At 46.8% G+C, this 18053-nt stretch carries 18 protein-coding genes and 1 tRNA gene; 12 read left to right on the forward strand and 7 right to left on the reverse strand.

The genetic code is table 11. The features are described 5' to 3' along the window. Positions 1 to 3: 3 nt before the first annotated feature. The 6 genes from yidC (at position 4) to METBU_RS24350 (ending at position 4668) form a co-directional block, all read left to right on the forward strand. Positions 4 to 1701 (forward strand): membrane protein insertase YidC, encoded by a 1698-nt coding sequence (yidC, locus tag METBU_RS0115370; protein WP_017841474.1) that lies wholly within the window; start codon positions 4 to 6, stop codon positions 1699 to 1701. 7 nt (positions 1702 to 1708) lie between these two features. Then, on the forward strand, positions 1709 to 3055 hold the full coding sequence (gene mnmE, locus METBU_RS0115375) for a tRNA uridine-5-carboxymethylaminomethyl(34) synthesis GTPase MnmE (RefSeq protein ID WP_017841475.1): 1347 nt from the start codon (positions 1709 to 1711) through the stop codon (positions 3053 to 3055). Positions 3056 to 3348: 293 nt separating this feature from the next. Continuing rightward, positions 3349 to 3438: transfer RNA gene (locus METBU_RS0115380), tRNA-Ser, on the forward strand. A 151-nt stretch (positions 3439 to 3589) separates the two neighbouring features. Continuing rightward, positions 3590 to 3778 (forward strand): Arm DNA-binding domain-containing protein, encoded by a 189-nt coding sequence (locus tag METBU_RS0115385; RefSeq protein WP_017841476.1) that lies wholly within the window; start codon positions 3590 to 3592, stop codon positions 3776 to 3778. A gap of 76 nt (positions 3779 to 3854) precedes the next feature. Further along, complete coding sequence (locus tag METBU_RS0115390) at positions 3855 to 4145, forward strand: type II toxin-antitoxin system HicB family antitoxin (protein WP_017841477.1); 291 nt, start codon at positions 3855 to 3857, stop codon at positions 4143 to 4145. 193 nt (positions 4146 to 4338) lie between these two features. After that, positions 4339 to 4668 (forward strand): type II toxin-antitoxin system HicA family toxin, encoded by a 330-nt coding sequence (locus METBU_RS24350; RefSeq protein ID WP_017841478.1) that lies wholly within the window; start codon positions 4339 to 4341, stop codon positions 4666 to 4668. 907 nt (positions 4669 to 5575) lie between these two features. Here METBU_RS24350 and METBU_RS0115405 read toward each other — a convergent pair. The 5 genes from METBU_RS0115405 to METBU_RS0115425 form a co-directional block, all read right to left on the reverse strand. Continuing rightward, on the reverse strand, positions 5576 to 5962 hold the full coding sequence (locus tag METBU_RS0115405; RefSeq protein ID WP_017841480.1) for a hypothetical protein: 387 nt from the start codon (positions 5960 to 5962) through the stop codon (positions 5576 to 5578). Positions 5963 to 6167: 205 nt separating this feature from the next. Continuing rightward, positions 6168 to 6362, reverse strand: a complete 195-nt coding sequence (locus METBU_RS0115410; protein ID WP_017841481.1) for a CPXCG motif-containing cysteine-rich protein — start codon at positions 6360 to 6362, stop codon at positions 6168 to 6170. Further along, positions 6362 to 7192, reverse strand: coding sequence for an SDR family oxidoreductase (locus METBU_RS0115415; RefSeq protein ID WP_017841482.1), 831 nt, complete (start codon positions 7190 to 7192; stop codon positions 6362 to 6364). Before METBU_RS0115415 ends, METBU_RS0115410 begins: the two co-directional genes overlap by 1 nt. Before the next feature lie 5 nt (positions 7193 to 7197). Further along, complete coding sequence (locus METBU_RS0115420; RefSeq protein WP_014150435.1) at positions 7198 to 7773, reverse strand: hypothetical protein; 576 nt, start codon at positions 7771 to 7773, stop codon at positions 7198 to 7200. Between the two features lie 101 nt (positions 7774 to 7874). Beyond that, positions 7875 to 9215, reverse strand: a complete 1341-nt coding sequence (locus METBU_RS0115425; RefSeq protein WP_017841483.1) for a POT family MFS transporter — start codon at positions 9213 to 9215, stop codon at positions 7875 to 7877. 480 nt (positions 9216 to 9695) lie between these two features. Between METBU_RS0115425 and METBU_RS0115435 the strand changes: the two genes are divergently transcribed. The 6 genes from METBU_RS0115435 to METBU_RS0115460 are packed head-to-tail and all read left to right on the forward strand — an operon-like array spanning position 9696 to position 16539. Next, on the forward strand, positions 9696 to 10676 hold the full coding sequence (locus tag METBU_RS0115435; protein ID WP_017841485.1) for an AAA family ATPase: 981 nt from the start codon (positions 9696 to 9698) through the stop codon (positions 10674 to 10676). Next, on the forward strand, positions 10676 to 11584 hold the full coding sequence (locus METBU_RS0115440) for a DUF58 domain-containing protein (RefSeq protein WP_017841486.1): 909 nt from the start codon (positions 10676 to 10678) through the stop codon (positions 11582 to 11584). The genes METBU_RS0115435 and METBU_RS0115440 overlap by 1 nt, the downstream gene beginning before the upstream one ends. Next, positions 11584 to 12060, forward strand: a complete 477-nt coding sequence (locus METBU_RS0115445) for a DUF4381 domain-containing protein (protein WP_017841487.1) — start codon at positions 11584 to 11586, stop codon at positions 12058 to 12060. The genes METBU_RS0115440 and METBU_RS0115445 overlap by 1 nt, the downstream gene beginning before the upstream one ends. Further along, on the forward strand, positions 12057 to 13037 hold the full coding sequence (locus tag METBU_RS0115450) for a vWA domain-containing protein (protein WP_017841488.1): 981 nt from the start codon (positions 12057 to 12059) through the stop codon (positions 13035 to 13037). The genes METBU_RS0115445 and METBU_RS0115450 overlap by 4 nt, the downstream gene beginning before the upstream one ends. Continuing rightward, complete coding sequence (locus METBU_RS0115455; RefSeq protein WP_017841489.1) at positions 13034 to 14818, forward strand: vWA domain-containing protein; 1785 nt, start codon at positions 13034 to 13036, stop codon at positions 14816 to 14818. The genes METBU_RS0115450 and METBU_RS0115455 overlap by 4 nt, the downstream gene beginning before the upstream one ends. A gap of 53 nt (positions 14819 to 14871) precedes the next feature. Next, positions 14872 to 16539: a BatD family protein gene (locus METBU_RS0115460; protein WP_017841490.1), complete on the forward strand. Its 1668-nt coding sequence runs from the start codon at positions 14872 to 14874 to the stop codon at positions 16537 to 16539. 412 nt (positions 16540 to 16951) lie between these two features. Here METBU_RS0115460 and METBU_RS0115465 read toward each other — a convergent pair whose 3' ends face one another. Next, complete coding sequence (locus METBU_RS0115465; RefSeq protein ID WP_017841491.1) at positions 16952 to 17278, reverse strand: hypothetical protein; 327 nt, start codon at positions 17276 to 17278, stop codon at positions 16952 to 16954. Between the two features lie 41 nt (positions 17279 to 17319). Beyond that, the gene (locus METBU_RS0115470; RefSeq protein WP_017841492.1) at positions 17320 to 17691 is read right to left on the reverse strand and encodes an ArsR/SmtB family transcription factor; all 372 of its coding nucleotides are present in this window, start codon (positions 17689 to 17691) and stop codon (positions 17320 to 17322) included. Between the last annotated feature and the right edge of the window lie 362 nt (positions 17692 to 18053).

Here is an 18053-nt window from a genome sequence, read left to right on the forward strand (position 1 = left end):
AGAATGGATAACATTAGATTTATATTAGTCGTTACATTTGCAATGCTGCTTTATATGCTCTATGACGCATGGCAAATCGATTACGGTCCGAAACGCGAAATTTCCGTCGCACAACAAATGCCGCAAGACCTTAAGGAAGACTTGCCCACGGCAACCGGCGGCGAACCGCAACCCGAATCACGCGCTGAAGCAAAACCCATAGTTACTGAGGTGACTGAATCGGGCGCTATTATTAGCGTAACAACCGATGTTCTGGCCTTGGAAATCGACCCCAAAGGCGGCACGATTCGTAACCTGGATTTGCTGAAATACCCTCGTGAAAAAGAAAACACCGCCGTTGAATGGGTTTGGAATCTGTTCGGCTTTTCGAAACCGGAAAAAGACCTTAGTCCGATCCGCTTATTCGATAGCAACCCGGAAAGATTATTTCTAGCACAAAGCGGTTTGATTGCCGCAGAGGGTTCGGCAAATGCTCCTACTCACCATACCGTATTTAACTTTGAAAAAGATCAATACCTTTTAGGTGACGATCAAGACACCATCACTGTACCGTTGACATGGACCGATAATCAAGGGTTGACTGTCACTAAAACACTCACCTTTAAACGCGGCAGTTATACCATTGGAGTCAATCAAACCGTCTCTAACGATTCGACGCAACCTTGGACCGGTCGGCAATATAAGCAATTGTTAAGAGTTCCGTATAAAGAAGAGGCGGGGCATACTTTTATCAGAACCTATGCCGGCGGCGTCGTTTATACAGAAGAGAATAAATATCAAAAAGTCAGTTTCGACGACATGGCGAGCGACAAGCTGAATGTCAAAACGACAGGCGGCTGGAGTGCGATGATCCAGCATTACTTTGCAGCGGCATGGATTCCGCCCAAAGACCAGGAAAATACGTTTTATACCAAAGACCTTAAAGATTGGCGTTATGTAATCGGTTCCTATTCTCCAGCGTTTACGGTCGAGCCGAATTCCGACATGGAGTTTAGCGCACAATTGTTTGCCGGCCCTAAAATACAGCCGATGATGGAAGAAATCGCCAAAGGTTTGGAACTAACCGTCGATTACGCTTGGTTAACGATCATTGCCAAGCCGATTTACTGGTTACTGAATCAAATTCATGGCTTTGTCGGCAACTGGGGTTTGTCTATTATCGGTGTGACCTTATTTATTAAACTGCTGTTCTTTAAACTTTCGCAAACCAGTTTTCGTTCGATGGCGAAAATGCGCAAGATTCAGCCGCGTCTGAAAGAACTGCAAGAACGTTTTGCCGATGACAGACAGCGTTTCAACAAAGAAATGATGGATATGTATAAACGGGAGAAAGTGAATCCCTTAGGCGGCTGCTTGCCGATATTGGTGCAGATTCCGGTCTTTATTTCTTTGTATTGGGTATTGGTCGAAACCGTTGAATTGCGTCAAGCTCCGTTTGCCTTGTGGATGCAGGATCTATCGGCGCAAGACCCGTTTTTTATCTTGCCGATCCTGATGGGCATTACGATGAAAATTCAACAAAGTTTAAATCCTGCCCCGATCGATCCGTTGCAAGCGAAAATCATGAAAATGTTTCCGATCGTGTTTACGGTATTCTTTCTATTCTTCCCGGCCGGTTTGGTCTTGTACTGGGTGGTCAACAATACGCTGTCGATCATCCAACAATGGTACATCACTAAAAACTTGGAAGATGCTAAGTAAAACCTGAGTGGACATCGGTACCAACGATACCATTGCCGCGATTGCCACGCCGCCCGGAAACGGCGGCGTCGGCATTGTACGGATATCGGGACCGGCGGTTTCTATTATTGCCGCTAAATTAACCGATCGTCCGTTACCGCCAAGATATGCCGTATTGACACCGTTTATCGATAGCGACGGTTCAGTCATCGATACCGGCATTGCCATCTACTTCCCTTCTCCGGCTTCCTATACCGGGGAAGATATCCTTGAACTGCAAGGACACGGCGGTTCGATCATTCTCGATATACTTCTCAAGCGCGTCTTATCGCTTGGCGCCCGCCTTGCACGACCCGGCGAATTCACCGAGCGCGCATTTCTTAACGGTAAGATTGACTTAGCACAAGCCGAAGCCGTTGCCGACTTGATAGAAAGCAGCACCGAACAATCGGCGCGTTCCGCACAACAATCGATGCAGGGTGCTTTCTCGAAACAAATCAATGAATTGGTTGAAGAACTGACCGAACTCAGAATCTATGTTGAAGCAGCCATAGACTTCGTCGATGAAGAAATCGATTTTCTCGGTGACGGAGTGGTACAAAATCGTATCGACCGATTAGCGGAAAAACTTCGAACTATATTGGCAACTGCACAACAAGGCTGCTTGCTTCGCGACGGAATGACGATCGTACTGGCCGGTAAACCCAATGCCGGTAAATCCAGTTTATTGAACGCCTTGGCCGGACATGACGCAGCGATTGTTACCGACATCGCCGGCACCACACGCGACGTGTTGAAAGAACGCATACAAATCGACGGCATGCCGCTGCATATCATTGATACGGCAGGTTTACGAGACAGCGACAATGCCGTTGAAAAAGAAGGCATACGTAGGGCTCGAGAGGAAATGAAGCGGGCTGATAAAGTCTTATTGATGATCGATGCCACAGATCCCGAGCATCAATCAATACTCGAGAACCTCCCCGAACATGTACCTATCACCAAAATCTACAATAAAATCGATCTAATCGGCATTAAACCTGAGATTCGCGAATCCGAACAAGGCACACAGATCTATTTGTCCGTCAAAAAAGAACAAGGCCTTGATCTTCTCAAACAGTATTTGAAAAACAGCGTCGGTTATCAATCCGAAACCGATAATGTTTTTATTGCTCGTAGACGGCATATCGAAGCATTACAAAAGGGTTTGATATTCGTTCAGAGTTCTCAAGAACAATTACAAAACCATCAAGCCGGTGAATTAGTGGCCGAGGATCTAAGACAAGCGCAACATTGTCTCGGTGAAATTACCGGTGCTGTTTCGTCCGATGATCTTTTAGGTCTGATCTTTTCCAGCTTTTGTATAGGAAAATAACCCGCGAATTAACACCAAACCGAGACCCAAACAACAAAGAACAAATAATTTAAATTCAATGATTAGCGGCTAAAGTACCGCTATATTTTTTTAGCCGTTTATGTCTTTTCTTTTGTGATTTTACACCTATACTACCCCAAGCAAAAAAGGGGTAAAGGAGGGGTAAAAATTGAAAGTTTCACTCGAAAAAAGAACGAACGCTAAAGGCGATAAGCTAAACTTGCGGCTTGTGTACTGGTACGACAGCGAAACAATTTTAAAGAAATAGCACGACACGTTAATATAAAAACGCAGGAGGGATGCCGGAGAGGCTGAACGGCCCTGACTCGAAATCAGTGGGGGGCGCAAGTCCCACGAGGGTTCAAATCCCTCTCCCTCCGCCATATCAACATTTCATGGCAACTTTTAGTGTTTTTAAAGATTGATACTAAAGGCATTTTATTAAACATTCCGTTCATTAAATCCTTTTAAGTTTGCACAATAAGACGGTATCTTTGACGGTATACCGTCAACGAAAAAAAGATATACCGTCAAATGACTCTCAGTGTTAAAGATCTACGCGATGCGGAGCCGCGCGACAAGCAATATAAGCTGACCGACCGCGAAGGCCTCTATGTGCTTGTGCATCCCAATGGTGGAAAATATTTCCGCTACGATTACCGCTTTGGCGGAAAACGAAAGACGCTTGCACTGGGCACCTTTCCTGAAACCTCATTGAGGTAGGCTAGAGACGCACTGCACGAAGCAAAGCAACAAGTAAAAAGTGGCATCTATCCTGCCTTATCCAGGAGAACTGATTATGAAATGCTATGCCGAGCAAGAAGGTGATTGCTGGGTGGCCGTATGCTTAAATTTCAACCTGGCCGCTCAAGGTGATACATACGAGGAAGCTAAAACCAAACTCGAATCGATGATCCGTGAATACGTTCATGACGCCCTGATCGGCGACGACAAACCTTATGCCGCGCAATTACTCTCGAGAAGCGCACCGCTATCGCTCTGGCTTAGATATCAAATCATTCGGCTAAAAATAGCGCTTTACCATACCCACCAAAAAATATTCGATGAGACCCTACCGCTACCAGGGTAAACGCATTAAAACTACATATAAAATCAAATGGTTATAATGCGTAGTATTTTCAGTAATTTCATAGCGGCAGCCTTTATTGCCACAAAATAAAAAACTAACAAATAAAATATTCTGCAAGCTTAGGTTGAATAGTCATAACATATTGATATGGCATTTATTTTAATGCGTTTGCCCTGCTACCGCTACGCCCTGCATGAGCAGTCAATACCCTCCGCTAACCTGCAAAGAGGTTAAAAAGATCCTGGCATACCTGGGATTCGTTGCCAGACCGCAAAAAGGCAAATCACACGAGCAATGGGTAAAAGAACACGATGCCACCCTGTACAAAGTTACCGTCGATTGCCCAACAAAGTCCCCTTTTACACAAACGCTCATCAAAAGCATGGCCGCCCAAGCCGGCATGACCAAAAAAGAGTTTTACCGCATCTTCAGGTTAATTAAATACCCCCGAACAGCCGGCACTGATCACAAAATTGGTTGCTCGACACCCGATACCTTTTATCCTAAAAAGAGCAGTTGGTAAGTGTTGTAGACCGTTCGTGCTGAGCCAAGTCGAAGCATGAAGGGTCTACAACACTTACACCGGATTGGTGAAGCCTCAAACTACCGTACACCCTTCGACAGGGCTCAGGGCGAACGGTAGTTTGAGGCTCTCAACTGCTCTTTTTAGGTTTATGGTCCGGAAATGCCGGACCATAAAACGAACATCATCGTTCTCAACATCGTCGTCTTGAATAGATCCACATACAGTGAAGGCAATTCCGGCTTCAATTTTTCGGCAAAATAGGCCCCTCTCGCCAAAAACAAAAAAATAAACCCTATATATAATATTTTTGTGTTCCACCCCTCCGCCAGATTAACATTCGCTCGCTGAAAATCGTGGAAACGGAGCGTTAGCGAAGTGAAGATTTTTAGTCCCCGATAGCCGTAGCGCCGGGTGTTTTGCCGGAGTCTGCGCGAATAGCGCAGGCGGAGGCAAAATACAAGGCATCGCGACACGGCGTAAAGCCATTTGTGGGAGTGCTACGGAGCCGCATCGAGTATGCGATGATGTGGCGTAGTGGCACGGACGCAGGGCGAATCGGGGCCGCCGAAGGCAATAATCGCCAAGTCATTTTTCGCTGCTGAAATCGGACGGACCCCATTTCAGCTTTCGCGAAAAATCTTGGCGCGCTTGTTTACTCCCTTTATACCCAAATATCGGCTAATTTTATGAAGTTATGGGGTGTGGCTAGCGAGGATGTCGGAAGCAGGAAGCTGCGGTCAAGCCCCCAGAGATGGGTTAACGGCGGTCCTTGCTAGTCACATCCCATACCTTTTATTCTTAGACGGTTTTTCATTCAAAAGGAAGTATCTTAAATATCTTGGATTAAAGCCATAAAAAAAGGGCGCTAAAAAACGCCCTTTTTATCAGCTTATAATTTAAATAATTAAATCAAGCCTGGTAATTCGCCGTACTGTTTCAAAGCGCTTTGCAGAGCTGCATCTACACCATCTAAAGATCCTTTTTTAGCGGCATTGCGAGCTTTTTTCAGCTCACCATTCGCGCGTGCGCGAGCAACGTCAACTTTGTCATTGGCATTGATTTCTTTGCTCATATCCAGAGCATCTTTGACTAAAACAGCAACTTCATCAGCGGAAGAACCGGCTGCAACTGCATCGATCGCAGCTTGAATTTTTTCGGAAGTCAATTTGATTGCTTCTACAGGCGCATATGAAATTCTGCCTGGATCGCTTTCAGCCATTACAGGGGTAGCAATAGCACCCATAGAGCTAGCAATAGCCAGAGATAACAATACCTTTCTTAAAAATTTCATGTCTAACTTGTCCTCATGTTGTCATAGTAACTATTATTCAGCAATGCAGCAGAAATTCCATCAAATTAAAGCTACTTAGCGTTGTCCATTCTAACGTAGATTGCCGCAATATCAAACTCAAAGTTAAAAACAATGCTTATAAATTCAACCAAGTATATTTGTAGGGTACTGTTAATGCTTGGCTTAGAAAGATTACATTGTAAATTCAATCCTCGTCGCGTTTGCAAGTAACATGTGCTTGACCGTTATCATAAACTTCGATTTGTACGTAAATAGGAGAACAGCAAACCGAGCAGTCTTCGTAATAACACTGTGAACCGGAAGGGATATCCAGCAATAAAGAAATCGTTTCACCGCAGTAAGGACATTGAATCGATATTTCTTCTAAATCGGTAAACATCAAACTTTAACCAGTAAGTTATCGAGCCAAGCCGCCGGCAATATACGTTTCAAATAGCCAAACAGATAAGTGGGAAAAGTCACGTAATAACGGATTTTAGGTCGTTTCGATTCCAAAGCATGAATCACCTTGTCGGCTACGGCTTCAGGCGGCAACGTAAAAGGTACGGCAGGCCCATCTTTTTGCAAGCGGGTTTCCATTGCGGCATAACGATCCTTATGAAAACTGTTGCTTGGGTCGATGTTTTTTTTAAAAAGCGCGAAGGCGTTTTTACGAAAATCGCTCAAGATCGGTCCGGGTTCAATGATCGATAAATCAATTCCGGTACCTTTAAGCTCCAGTCGTAACGTATCGGCTAAACCTTCCAAAGCAAACTTGCTGGCGTTATAAGCGCCCCGGTAAGTCATGGCGACAAATCCCAATACCGAGCTGTTGTAAATGATTCTGCCCTGCCCTTGCCGACGCATGATCGGAATGAGCAAATTGGTCAGTTCGTGCGTGCCGAAAAAATTAGTTTCAAATTGAAACCGTAATACATCACGGCTTAAATCTTCGACCGCGCCCGGTTGGCCGAAGGCACCATTATTGAACAATGCATCGATTCTACGTTCGGTCATGATCAGCATTTCGGAAACGGCTTGTCGAATCGACGCGCTATCGGCAAGATCGAGCCTTATTGTTTCAAAGCCTTCCTGTCTGAGTCGGTCGACATCGTGTTGTTGCCTAGCCGAAGCAATAACACGGTGGCCTCGTTGTTTGAGTGCAAGTGCCGTCGTATAACCGATTCCGGACGAACAACCGGTGATTAAAATTATTTTACTGTTAGACATTAAGATTATTGGAGTTCGGTTTCATTAAAATAAGCCGATTCGCCGTTACTACAATCCACCAAAAAAACCAAGTTTTCCAGAGTACTTCTAACATTCAGCTCCGAGGATTCGACACGATCGCAGCGTCCCGATGCCAGTTGTTTTTGTGCGGCCAATCTTCTCATACGCTCAATTTCCGGGAGACGCGATTGAAAGCTTTGTACCAAGGGCTTTAATTTGTCGTATTCGTAAGGCGGAATGGCATAAGCCGTAAATTGAACCGGATTATTTTTAATTAAGGTTTGATTAATTTCGGTTTCTTCTTTGGCATTCGCTAAGAATTGCTCTTGTTTTTGCTGTAATTGCTGTTCGGTTAGTTCCTGTTGTTTTTGCAATTCACGTTGCTGAGCTTGCCTCTTTAGTTGTTCGCTTTTATCAATCGCTCCGCCGGTTTTAAAATTGATCTGGACACTTTGGTGATTTTCATCGCAAGGCTTGGCTTGATAAATGGTTTTCCCCAAGGAATCGACACATTTAAAAGCATCGGCGTGAGCGATAGTTGAGACCGAAATAGCCAGTATAAAAATTGTAAGTCGCATCATGGTATTCTCGTCGTATTGTTATTACCTGACAATCACATAGCCGCAGCAAATCGAATGAAAGCAATTCATCAGTGAAAATATGTGTTAATTATAAGTCACTCTTAAATGCTTTGCTCATCCTGTAAAAAAGTTTGTTCTCGATAGTTCCGGCTTACGACTAAAAATAGTAATGCAGTAATCAACATCAGTCCGGTGAAAAACCAAAAATAAGCACTGCCTGATAATTGGTTGGAATCATCTGAACTCATCATTAAAAAATTGACTGCACTGGTCAATAAATTACCGGCGGCGATAAACACGAAATAATAAGCCATGATAAAGGATTTCATCGATTTCGGCGCCTGCGTATAGGAAAATTCCAGACAAGTGATCGAAACCATGACTTCGGCCGCGGTCAATAACAAATACGCCAATAACTGCCAACCTATATGCGGCGTTAGCCCCTCATCCAATTGCACTTGAATTACCGACGGTATCGCAAATGCGAAGACGGTTAAAAACAAGCCGATCGCGATTTTTCTCAAGGGAGTCAAGTCGAAATAACGATTCAAGAATGGGTACAAGCCATAGGAAAAACAAGGCACCAAGATCATGATCAGCAAAGGGTTAGCCGCCTGAATCTGTGAAGGTAGTATCTCGATACCGAATATGACTCTATCCATTTTTTGTGCCTGTAAAACCCATGATGAGCCAATCTGTTCGAATAGAGCCCAGAAAATCGCGATAAATATATAGATTGAGGTCAATTTGCCAAGGATCTTCAATCCGTCATAGCCAAGCATTTCCTTGATAAAGCCCATGCCGGCCGGATCAATATGTACAAAACGATAACGTCCCGCCCAAAAAATTATTGTGGCCAACAACATCAATATTCCGGGTACGCCGAAAGCAAGCGACGAACCATAGTTATGCAGTAGCCAGGGAATCAACAGCATCGAGGCAAAAGCGCCAAGATTGATCGAAAAATAAAACCAACCGAAGACTTTGGTCATTAAGTAGCTGTTCGTGTGACCGAATTGATCGCCTAAGTGTGATGACACGCAGGGTTTGATACCGCCGGCTCCAAACGCTATCAACGCTTGTCCGATCAAAAGTCCCAAACGGGTATCGTCGATCGACAAGGTCAAATGACCGAAACAATAAAAAAACGATAAAAAAAGAATGGTCCGGTATTTACCGAGCACGCTATCGGCCAGTAATGCGCCGAACAAAGGCATCAAATAAACCGCAGAAACGAACAAATGAAAATAGCCTTGGGCTTCATGCTCGGACATAAGATCGGGTTGTCCCGATGCATCGACTAAATATTGAGTCATGAAGACGACCAAAATGGCGCGCATACCGTAGTAGCTAAACCGTTCGGCGGCTTCATTGGCGATGATGAAGGGAATGCCCGAGGGCAGCTCGGTTGTTTTGAGCGGATTTTTGCGGTACTGGGACATGATTTTAAAAGAATCGGTTCTCTATAATCATAACAAATTAAAAGATTTAAAATTACTGTTACTATTAGTCAAGCTGAAATCTGTGGATAAGCCTTTTTTAATATTTTTTATCAATACTTTAGTTCCATGACTAAACTGCTTGTAAACTTCGGTTCAACATGTGGAGGGCTTGTGGATAAAATCGACCCGGTCAATTTATACACAGTAATACACAAGAAACTCACCGTTTATTCGCAAAGTTACGCACTTCTATACCGGTCCTCATACAGATACAATGGGAACCTTTCGGCATAAAAGTTGTTAAAGCAATTCGGCAAAGTATTAACTGCGTGGCTGGTCGAATTTAGGATTTGGTCATAAATAACCTCCCTATTTTTAATGCAAGGTAAGCGAGTTACCGAACCCGCTACAGAACTCATAGCGCCAGGAAGCTATTTTTCACGAAACCCTTAGGATTTTAATTTTTATTCATTCAGGATCATGAGCGTAGACATTACCAATCAAAGTGCGATGCAAAAGCTAAAAAGCTTTATCAGCAAGCAAATTATCGGACAGGATGTATTGATAGAAAGAATGCTGATTGCGTTGTTGAGCGACGGTCATATTCTTGTTGAAGGCGCGCCGGGCTTAGCTAAGACACGGGCAATCAATGTACTCAGCAAGGGTATCGAAGGCGATTTTCATCGCGTGCAATTTACGCCGGATTTATTGCCTGCCGATTTGACCGGGACCGAAATTTACCGGCCTCAACAAGGCACATTCGAATTTCAAAAAGGGCCTTTGTTTCATAATTTGATTTTGGCCGATGAGATTAATCGTTCGCCGGCCAAAGTGCAGGCGGCATTGCTCGAAGCGATGGCCGAAAGGCAGATAACCGTCGGCGGCGCGACTTATCCCCTACCCGCCTTGTTCATGGTCATGGCCACGCAAAACCCGATTGAACAAGAAGGCACCTATCCCCTGCCGGAAGCGCAATTGGACCGGTTCTTATTGCATATCAAAATCGATTATCCTGAAGCCGAACACGAAAAAAGTATTTTGCATCTCGCAAGAAACGAAGCTAAAAACGCTAAGAACGGTACAACAGAGTCTTTTATACCGTTGACGCAACACAATTTATTTGCAGCCCGTCAGGAAGTCTTGGATATTTATATGGCCGATAATCTTGAAGATTATTTGCTGCAAATCGTTTTGGCGACCCGTAATCCCGGTGCCTACGGCAAAGATTTGGCCTCGTGGCTGCAATACGGCGCAAGTCCAAGAGCCAGCATTGCATTGGACCGTTGCGCGAGAGCCAAGGCATGGCTGGGGCAACGCGATTTCGTCGGCCCCGAGGATATTCAGGATATTGCTTTCGATGTCTTACGGCATCGCCTGATTCTATCCTATGAGGCTGAAGCCGAAGGCATCACACCCGATTATTTCATTCGCGAATTGATCAACCGGATTGCTGTTCCTTGATGCTATCGAACAAAACCGACACTCCCTCTTCAGCTGCCGACGAACGAGTCGCGGTAAGTTTGAAAAGCTTGGTTGATCTTGCACAAACGGCTGGGTCGCTTAAATTGCATCGTTGGTCGATCCGCAGTCGGCAAACCGGCGGCTATGTATCGCGCTCGAAGGGACGCGGTATGGAATTCGATGAAGCGCGGCTTTATCAACCCGGAGACGATATTCGCAGCATCGATTGGCGAGTGACGGCCCGTACCGGAAAAACCCATACCAAGTTGTTTCGCGAAGAGCGGGAACGCCCGGTATTTATTGCGGTCGATAAACGCATGGCAATGCAATTTGCGACACGAGGCGTGTTCAAATCGGTACAGGCCGCTAAGTTGGCAGGGCTCTTGGCTTGGACCGCGCAGCAACACGGCGACCGCATCGGCGGGCAAATCTTTTCCGATAGCACCTGTATGGAGATGAAACCGCAACATGGCCGGCATGCGGTTTTGCGGTTTTTTCACAGCCTGGTGCAAACCGGTGAAGGCCATCCGGTCGAATTCAATTTCGAACTCGGTTTGGCAAGATTGTCGCAACATGCGCGGCCCGGCAGTCTGATTTATATCATCAGCGATTTTCGCGGCCTTGAAAGCAATGCCGAACATCATTTAAGGCGACTCGCCCAACATAACGATGTCGTGTTGATTCAAGTCTACGATCCATTGGAAAGCAGCCTGCCTTCGGGCGGACGTTTTCGTTTGACCGATAGCCGGCGCGATGTGGTCATCGATACTCGGGACCGGGATCGTTTGAGCGATTATCATCAACGCTTCAACGCGCGATGCCGTTATTTGGAAAATCTCGCGAAAAAATTCCGGATGACCTTTATCCAATGCAGCACCGTACAAGATCCGGTGCAGAGTTTACGTTAATGAATCCGCAGACGCTTCCATTACGCGATATTCATCTGCCGGAACCGATCGGTTTGTGGCCTCCCGCGCTCGGCTGGTGGCTAACGGCTCTGGGTATTGTAATATTACTGGTATCGATGGTTTGGTTGATTCGTCGTTTGACCCGTAAAACGGCACTGAAATCGGCGCGCCGATTATTGGCGGAATTAAAACAAGACCCGAGCCTGGATCCTGCCGAAAAGGTCAGTCGTCTGTCGGTCTTGCTTCGCCGAGTAACGATCAGCTTGGCATCGCGAGAGCAAATCGCGGGTTTAACAGGACAGGCTTGGTTGGACCATCTGGACGCCTCGCTGCCGGACAAACCCTTTAGTAACGGCATTGGCCGGCAATTGATCGAAATTCCGTACCGTAATGAATTACCACCGGACACCGATGTCTTGGCATTATTTGAACTGTGTGAGCGTTGGCTGAAAGCTCAAAAACGAAACAAACCATGATACATTTTGAATGGCCCTGGTTGATTGCGGCACTGCCCTTGCCTTTATTGGTCCGCTGGTTGCTGCCGCAAGATTCGCCGCAACAGCAAGCGGCATTGAAAGTTCCTTTTTTGGAAGATTTTTCAGTGTGTGCAGCGCAGACATCAATGAAATCGGCAAACTGGCCGTTGGTGATCGCGGTAATGGCTTGGATCTTGTTGGTATTTGCCGGCATGCGTCCGCAATGGCTCGGCGAACCGGTCGAACAAACGGTTAGCGGACGCGACTTGATGCTTGCTGTCGATTTATCGGGGAGCATGGAAGAGCAGGATTTTATCATTAATAAGCAACAGGTCGATCGATTAACCGCGACAAAATGGGTCGCCGGCGATTTCATCGCACGCCGGACCGGCGATCGAATCGGGTTGATTCTGTTCGGAACCCAGGCTTATCTACAAGTGCCGTTGACCTTCGACCGTAAAACGGTCGTGACTTTATTAAACGAATCGGTGATTAGTTTGGCCGGTGAAATGACCGCGATCGGCGATGCGATCGGTTTGGCGGTTAAAAGGCTAAGAAACCAGGAAGATACGAGCCGCGTATTGATCTTGCTGACCGACGGCGCGAATACCGCAGGTGAAGTTACGCCGTTGAAAGCGGCGGAATTAGCGGCCCAACACGATCTTAAAATTTATGCTATCGGCATCGGCGCAGACGAAATGATCGTGCGCAGTTTTTTTGGCTCCCGTAAAGTCAATCCATCGATGGACTTAGACGAAAAGACCTTGACCGAGATTGCGGAAATAACCGGCGGACGTTATTTTCGCGCCAGAAACACCGAAGAGCTCGAGCAAATCTACGATATTCTCGATCGACTCGAACCGGTCGAGAAAGACAAACAGTATTTTCGGCCTCGTAGCGAATTATTCCATTGGCCTCTGTCAATTTCTCTGGTTTTGGCCGGCATCATCGCGACGGCGAGATTGAGAGCATCATGATCGACTGGCAATACTTTCATTTTATCCGGCCGTGGTGGCTGTTGGCGCTAATACCTTGGTTTGCGGCTTTATTGTTGACGCTAAGACATAAACTACAACGGGGTAATTGGTCGACGGTTTGCGACGAGCCGTTGTTGCCCCATATCCTGCAGGACAAAGTACAAAATCGCAGCAGAATGACCTTGACCGCCGGAGCATTGGCGGCTTTGCTTACGATTTTCGCCTTGGCCGGACCCGCCTGGGAACGCTTACCCTCCCCTGTTTTCCGCGACGATTCGGCGTTGGTGATCGGCTTGGATTTATCGCTTTCGATGGATGCGACCGACCTAAAACCGAGCCGGCTGCAGCGCGCCCGTTTCAAAATCGCCGACATCCTGAAACAACGCAAGGACGGCCAGACCGCGTTATTGGTCTATGCCGGCGATGCCTTTACCGTGACTCCGTTGACAGCCGATACGCAAACGATTGCCAGTCAATTGTCGGCATTGACGACCGACATCATGCCGGTACAAGGCAGCAATTCTGTTGCAGCGCTAAATCATGCGATCGATTTGCTGAAACAAGCCGGCATGCAAAAAGGCCATATTCTCTTGGTAACCGATGGCGCCGATATCGATAAAACTGAGGCCACGGTAAAAAATCTGGGCGCTTATTCCTTATCGATACTCGGAGTCGGCACGGCCGAAGGCGCTCCAATCGGTGCGCCGGGCGGCGGTTTCGTCAAGGACGGACAAGGCAACATTGTCGTTCCGAAATTGAATGCCGGCGAATTGAAAAAATTAGCTGCGCTCGGTAATGGTATTTACCGGACGATCAGCCCGAACGACAGCGATATAGAACCTTTGTTGAGCGTCTTCGAAAACCGGCAAGTTCAAAGCGATGCCGGGAATGATGACTTATTACTGGAATTATGGGCGGAACGCGGTCCTTGGCTCCTGTTACTGATTTTGCCGTTGGCGGCATTGAGTTTCCGAAAAGGCGTATTATCGATTGCGATGCTGTTGATTTTGCCTTTTCCGAACCGGGCCGAGGCGCAGGACTGGCAAAGTTTGTGGAAAACGCCGAATCAACAAGCGCAACAGGCTTTCGAGGCCGGAGACTACGAACGAGCGGCCGGTTTGTTTAATGATCCGGAATGGAAGGCCGCCGCCGAATACAAGGCCGGGTTGTACGAACAAGTTCTTGAATCACTCAAAGATAGCCATAGCGCGCGCGCTCATTACAACCGTGGCAATGCAATGGCGCAATCGGGACGTTTGGCCGAGGCCGTCATGGCTTACGAGGAAGCGTTGAAGATCGATCCTGATCACGAAGACGCGGCATTCAACAAATCCGTTGTCGAAAAAGAATTGGAAAAACAACAGCAAGAACAGCAACAAGGCCAAGACCAAAACGATAAGAATCATCAGCAAGATTCCGAACAAAACGATCAAGGCGAGCCTTCGGAAGAGTCCGGCGACGACGAAGCGCAAGATCAAAACGAACAAACGGACGATCAAGATCGGCAACGCTCATCGCCCGAACCTCAAGACATTGAAGAAGGACAAGACGATCCGGAACAAGATGAAGGTCAAGTTCAAGAGCAAAACGACGAAACGCCTGATGATCAAGAAAAAGAAGAAGCGGCAACCCAAGAAACCGAACCGGCCGATGAAGCCAAACAAGCCAGCGAACAATGGCTGAAACGCATCCCGGACGATCCTGCCGGTTTGTTGAAACGTAAATTCCAATATCAATACGGCCGCCGCGGCCGGCAGCAACAACAAGACGAAGCTTGGTGACGACGACGATGAGGATAACGACAAAAAAAAGACTCTCGATAGAGAGCTTCTTGATGCTGATAGTGTTTAGTCTATTCGCGGCTTTCAAGGCACAGGCCGCAAACATCGATGTAACGGTCGATCGTAGCCCGGTCGGCTTGAACGAATCGTTCCAGATTACTTTTATTGCCGATGAAACGCCGGACGATCAGCCCGACTTCGCACCGCTCGAAAAAGATTTCGAGATACTCGGCCGGAGTCAAAGCAGTAGTACATCGATCATAAACGGTCAATACAGTAAGACGCAGCAATGGAAATTGTCGGTTATGGCCAAACACGCGGGCGAATTGACGATACCGGCTATTGCTTTCGGCAAAGATCGTAGCAATGAGGTTTCCTTGATGGTGACCGAAGCCGGTAGCCGTGAGATTCAGGCCGTCGATGACGAGTTGTTTTTGGAAGTCGAAGCCACGCCGGAAAATCCTTATGTCCAATCCCAAGTTCTCTATACCTTGCGTTTCTATCGCCGAGTGTCGATCACGCAAGCCCGGTTATCCGAACCGGAACTAGACAATGCCGTCATCGAAAAGCTTGGTGAGGACAGCAATTATACAACTCAAATCGGCGGTATCGGTTATCAAGTCACTGAGCGTAAATACGCGATTTTTCCGCAGCAAAGCGGAACGCTAACAATAGCGCCGTTGCAGCTCGATGCCGAAGTGATTACGGTAGGTCAACCCCGGTTCAACGGCTTTTTTAATCGGCAAAATAGCCAGTTGAAGCGGATTACTTCGAAAGCCGTTACGCTCAACGTGAAACCGATTCCGGAAACGTTTGCCGGCGGTCATTGGTTGGCGGCTGAAGGCTTGAGCCTCAGCCAGGAATGGTCGGGCGATATCGCTCGAATGAGAGTTGGCGAGCCGTTAACCCGAACTTTGCGTATTGCTGCCATAGGCACGACAGTCGGCCAACTACCCGAGATACATCGCACCCTACCGGTTGATGAAGTGAAAACTTATCCGGATCAGCCGGTTTTGAACGAAAATAAGGGAGCCGAAGGTGTCAAGGCGTTACGCGAGGAAAAAATCGCTTTCATACCCTCTAAAGCCGGTCGTTACACTCTTCCGGCAATCGAGATACCGTGGTTCAACACACGCTCAGGACAAGTCGAGATCGCCAAAATTCCGGAAGTAAACCTGATTACCGAAGGAGCAGCCACACCAACAGAAATAGAAATGCCGCATGCGGCAACCGGCGACGAGGTAAAAAACCAAGTTCAAACTGCAACTAAGCGAGAGGAAGTCGTAGCACCGCAAGAGGATTATTGGAGGTGGGCGGCGCTTTTTTTTGCGGTAGGTTGGTTGACCACCGGGCTTTATTTCGGTCTACGTCGTTCGGCAAAGCCGGAAGAAAAAACGCAAGACCCGATCAAAGAGTCCCTGTCCGGCTATGTCAAATCCTTGAAAAAAGCCTGTGCCGAAAACGATCCGCAAGCAGCCAAAAATGCCTTGGTCGCTTGGGGGCGGGAAAAATACAAGGTCGCCAGTCTAGGCGCGTTGGCCGATCATTGCGAGGCCAGACTGAGAGACGAGATCATGTATCTGAATGCGTGCCTTTACAGTGCCGATCGGGAAGACTGGCAAGGTAAAAAGTTATTTCAGGCATTTTCCGAGCATAAAGCTAGGGAGCAATTCGGCGATAAGTCGGTAGACAACGAATTGGAACCTTTGTATCGCTTGTAAAAATCGAACCTTAACTACTCGGCACCTAAACTTGAAGTTATTCAATTATACCTTTCGCACTTCAAATTTAGGCGATGCTTAAGGAGGCGCCGGGGTGCTAGGTCGATTTTTGCTCCTCGGCAATTGCTGAGTTACATGGATGTAATGAATGCAGAAAATGCAGGAGCATTTTTCTGCCCTGCATTGACCTAATACACGCCATCCGTGGCGTAATGCAAAATCGACATTCACGCCATCCATGGCGCTCGCAAAGGCTCTATGCCAGCATGGATGCTGGCATAGAGCCTACATGTACGTATTCACGGCGTTTTTTTACGATCACCCCGGTGCCGAATTTAGATACACGATGGGTATATCTAAGTGCCGGGTTTGATTGGCGTGAACTTAAAAACTCGACAAAATTTCCGTATCGTCAATTAATTATCGTCACGGGTCCGTGATCGTCGCAGTGATCCCCGTGAGGGTGATGTAAGCGTCCATTGACGATGTAATCGATGTGGTCGCCATGCGGAACGGCCGCATGTCCGCATCCTTCATGACCGCAAGCGCAGTCTAACGGCGCACAAACTGCCGGATTGGTTTCTGTTACAGCAATGACGTGTTCGTCGTAATGGTCTTTATGTGCATGATGCAAATGGCCGTCATGTAAATAATCCACATGACCGTCATGCTCAATACGCAAATGGCCGCAATGTTCGTTGTGAACGTGCTTGTGTTCGGTGTGAATGTGATGTTTCATGGAGGAATCTCCTAAATTTAAAGGGCGATAACGCCTTGATTTTAACAATCCAAATGTTCTCGACTGCGTTGAAACAAGTCTCGAACATGGTCGTCAACCAGTCGATAGAAAGCATGTTTTCCGGATCGACGGAACTGTACCAGATGCAGATTACGCAGCAATCGCAGCTGGTGTGAAATAGCCGATTGGCTCATATCCAATAAATTGGCCAAATCGTCCACACATAACTCGGTGTGCAGTAGTGCGGCAATGATCCTTACCCGCGTAGGGTCGGCTAAAGCTTTAAACAAGTCGGCCAAGCGACCGGCTTCGTACTCGTCAGGTAAGTCCGGTATGGCCTTGGCCAATAAATCGGGATGCGTTTCTTGCTCATCGCAGCAGTCCTTGGCGGCTAGTTCAGGTGAAATAATCATATCAATATCTACTCATATGTTCATCTATTAATCTTTAAGATAAGCATTTTAGTTAAATGTTCAAAATATTCTTGTTTATCCTCTTTACGAGTTTATACCTTTTGCACTTGAAATTTCGGCGATGCTTAAGGAGGCTACGGGGTGTTAGGTCGATTTGCTCCTCGGCAATTGCTGCTTTTATTCTTAGACGGTTTTTCAATCAAATGGGAGTAGAAAGGGATATTGCTGAGGAGCAAATGTCGACCGACAAAATGGTTAATAATTGATCCATATCAATAAGCGATTATGTAATAATGCAATAATGAGTTTACCCATAAGGGTTGTTAAATTTTATTGTTCGATCAATTCGATTGAGCAATGGA

It is taken from the genome of Methylotuvimicrobium buryatense 5G (assembly GCF_000341735.1).
In the GTDB taxonomy this organism is placed as follows: domain Bacteria; phylum Pseudomonadota; class Gammaproteobacteria; order Methylococcales; family Methylomonadaceae; genus Methylotuvimicrobium; species Methylotuvimicrobium buryatense.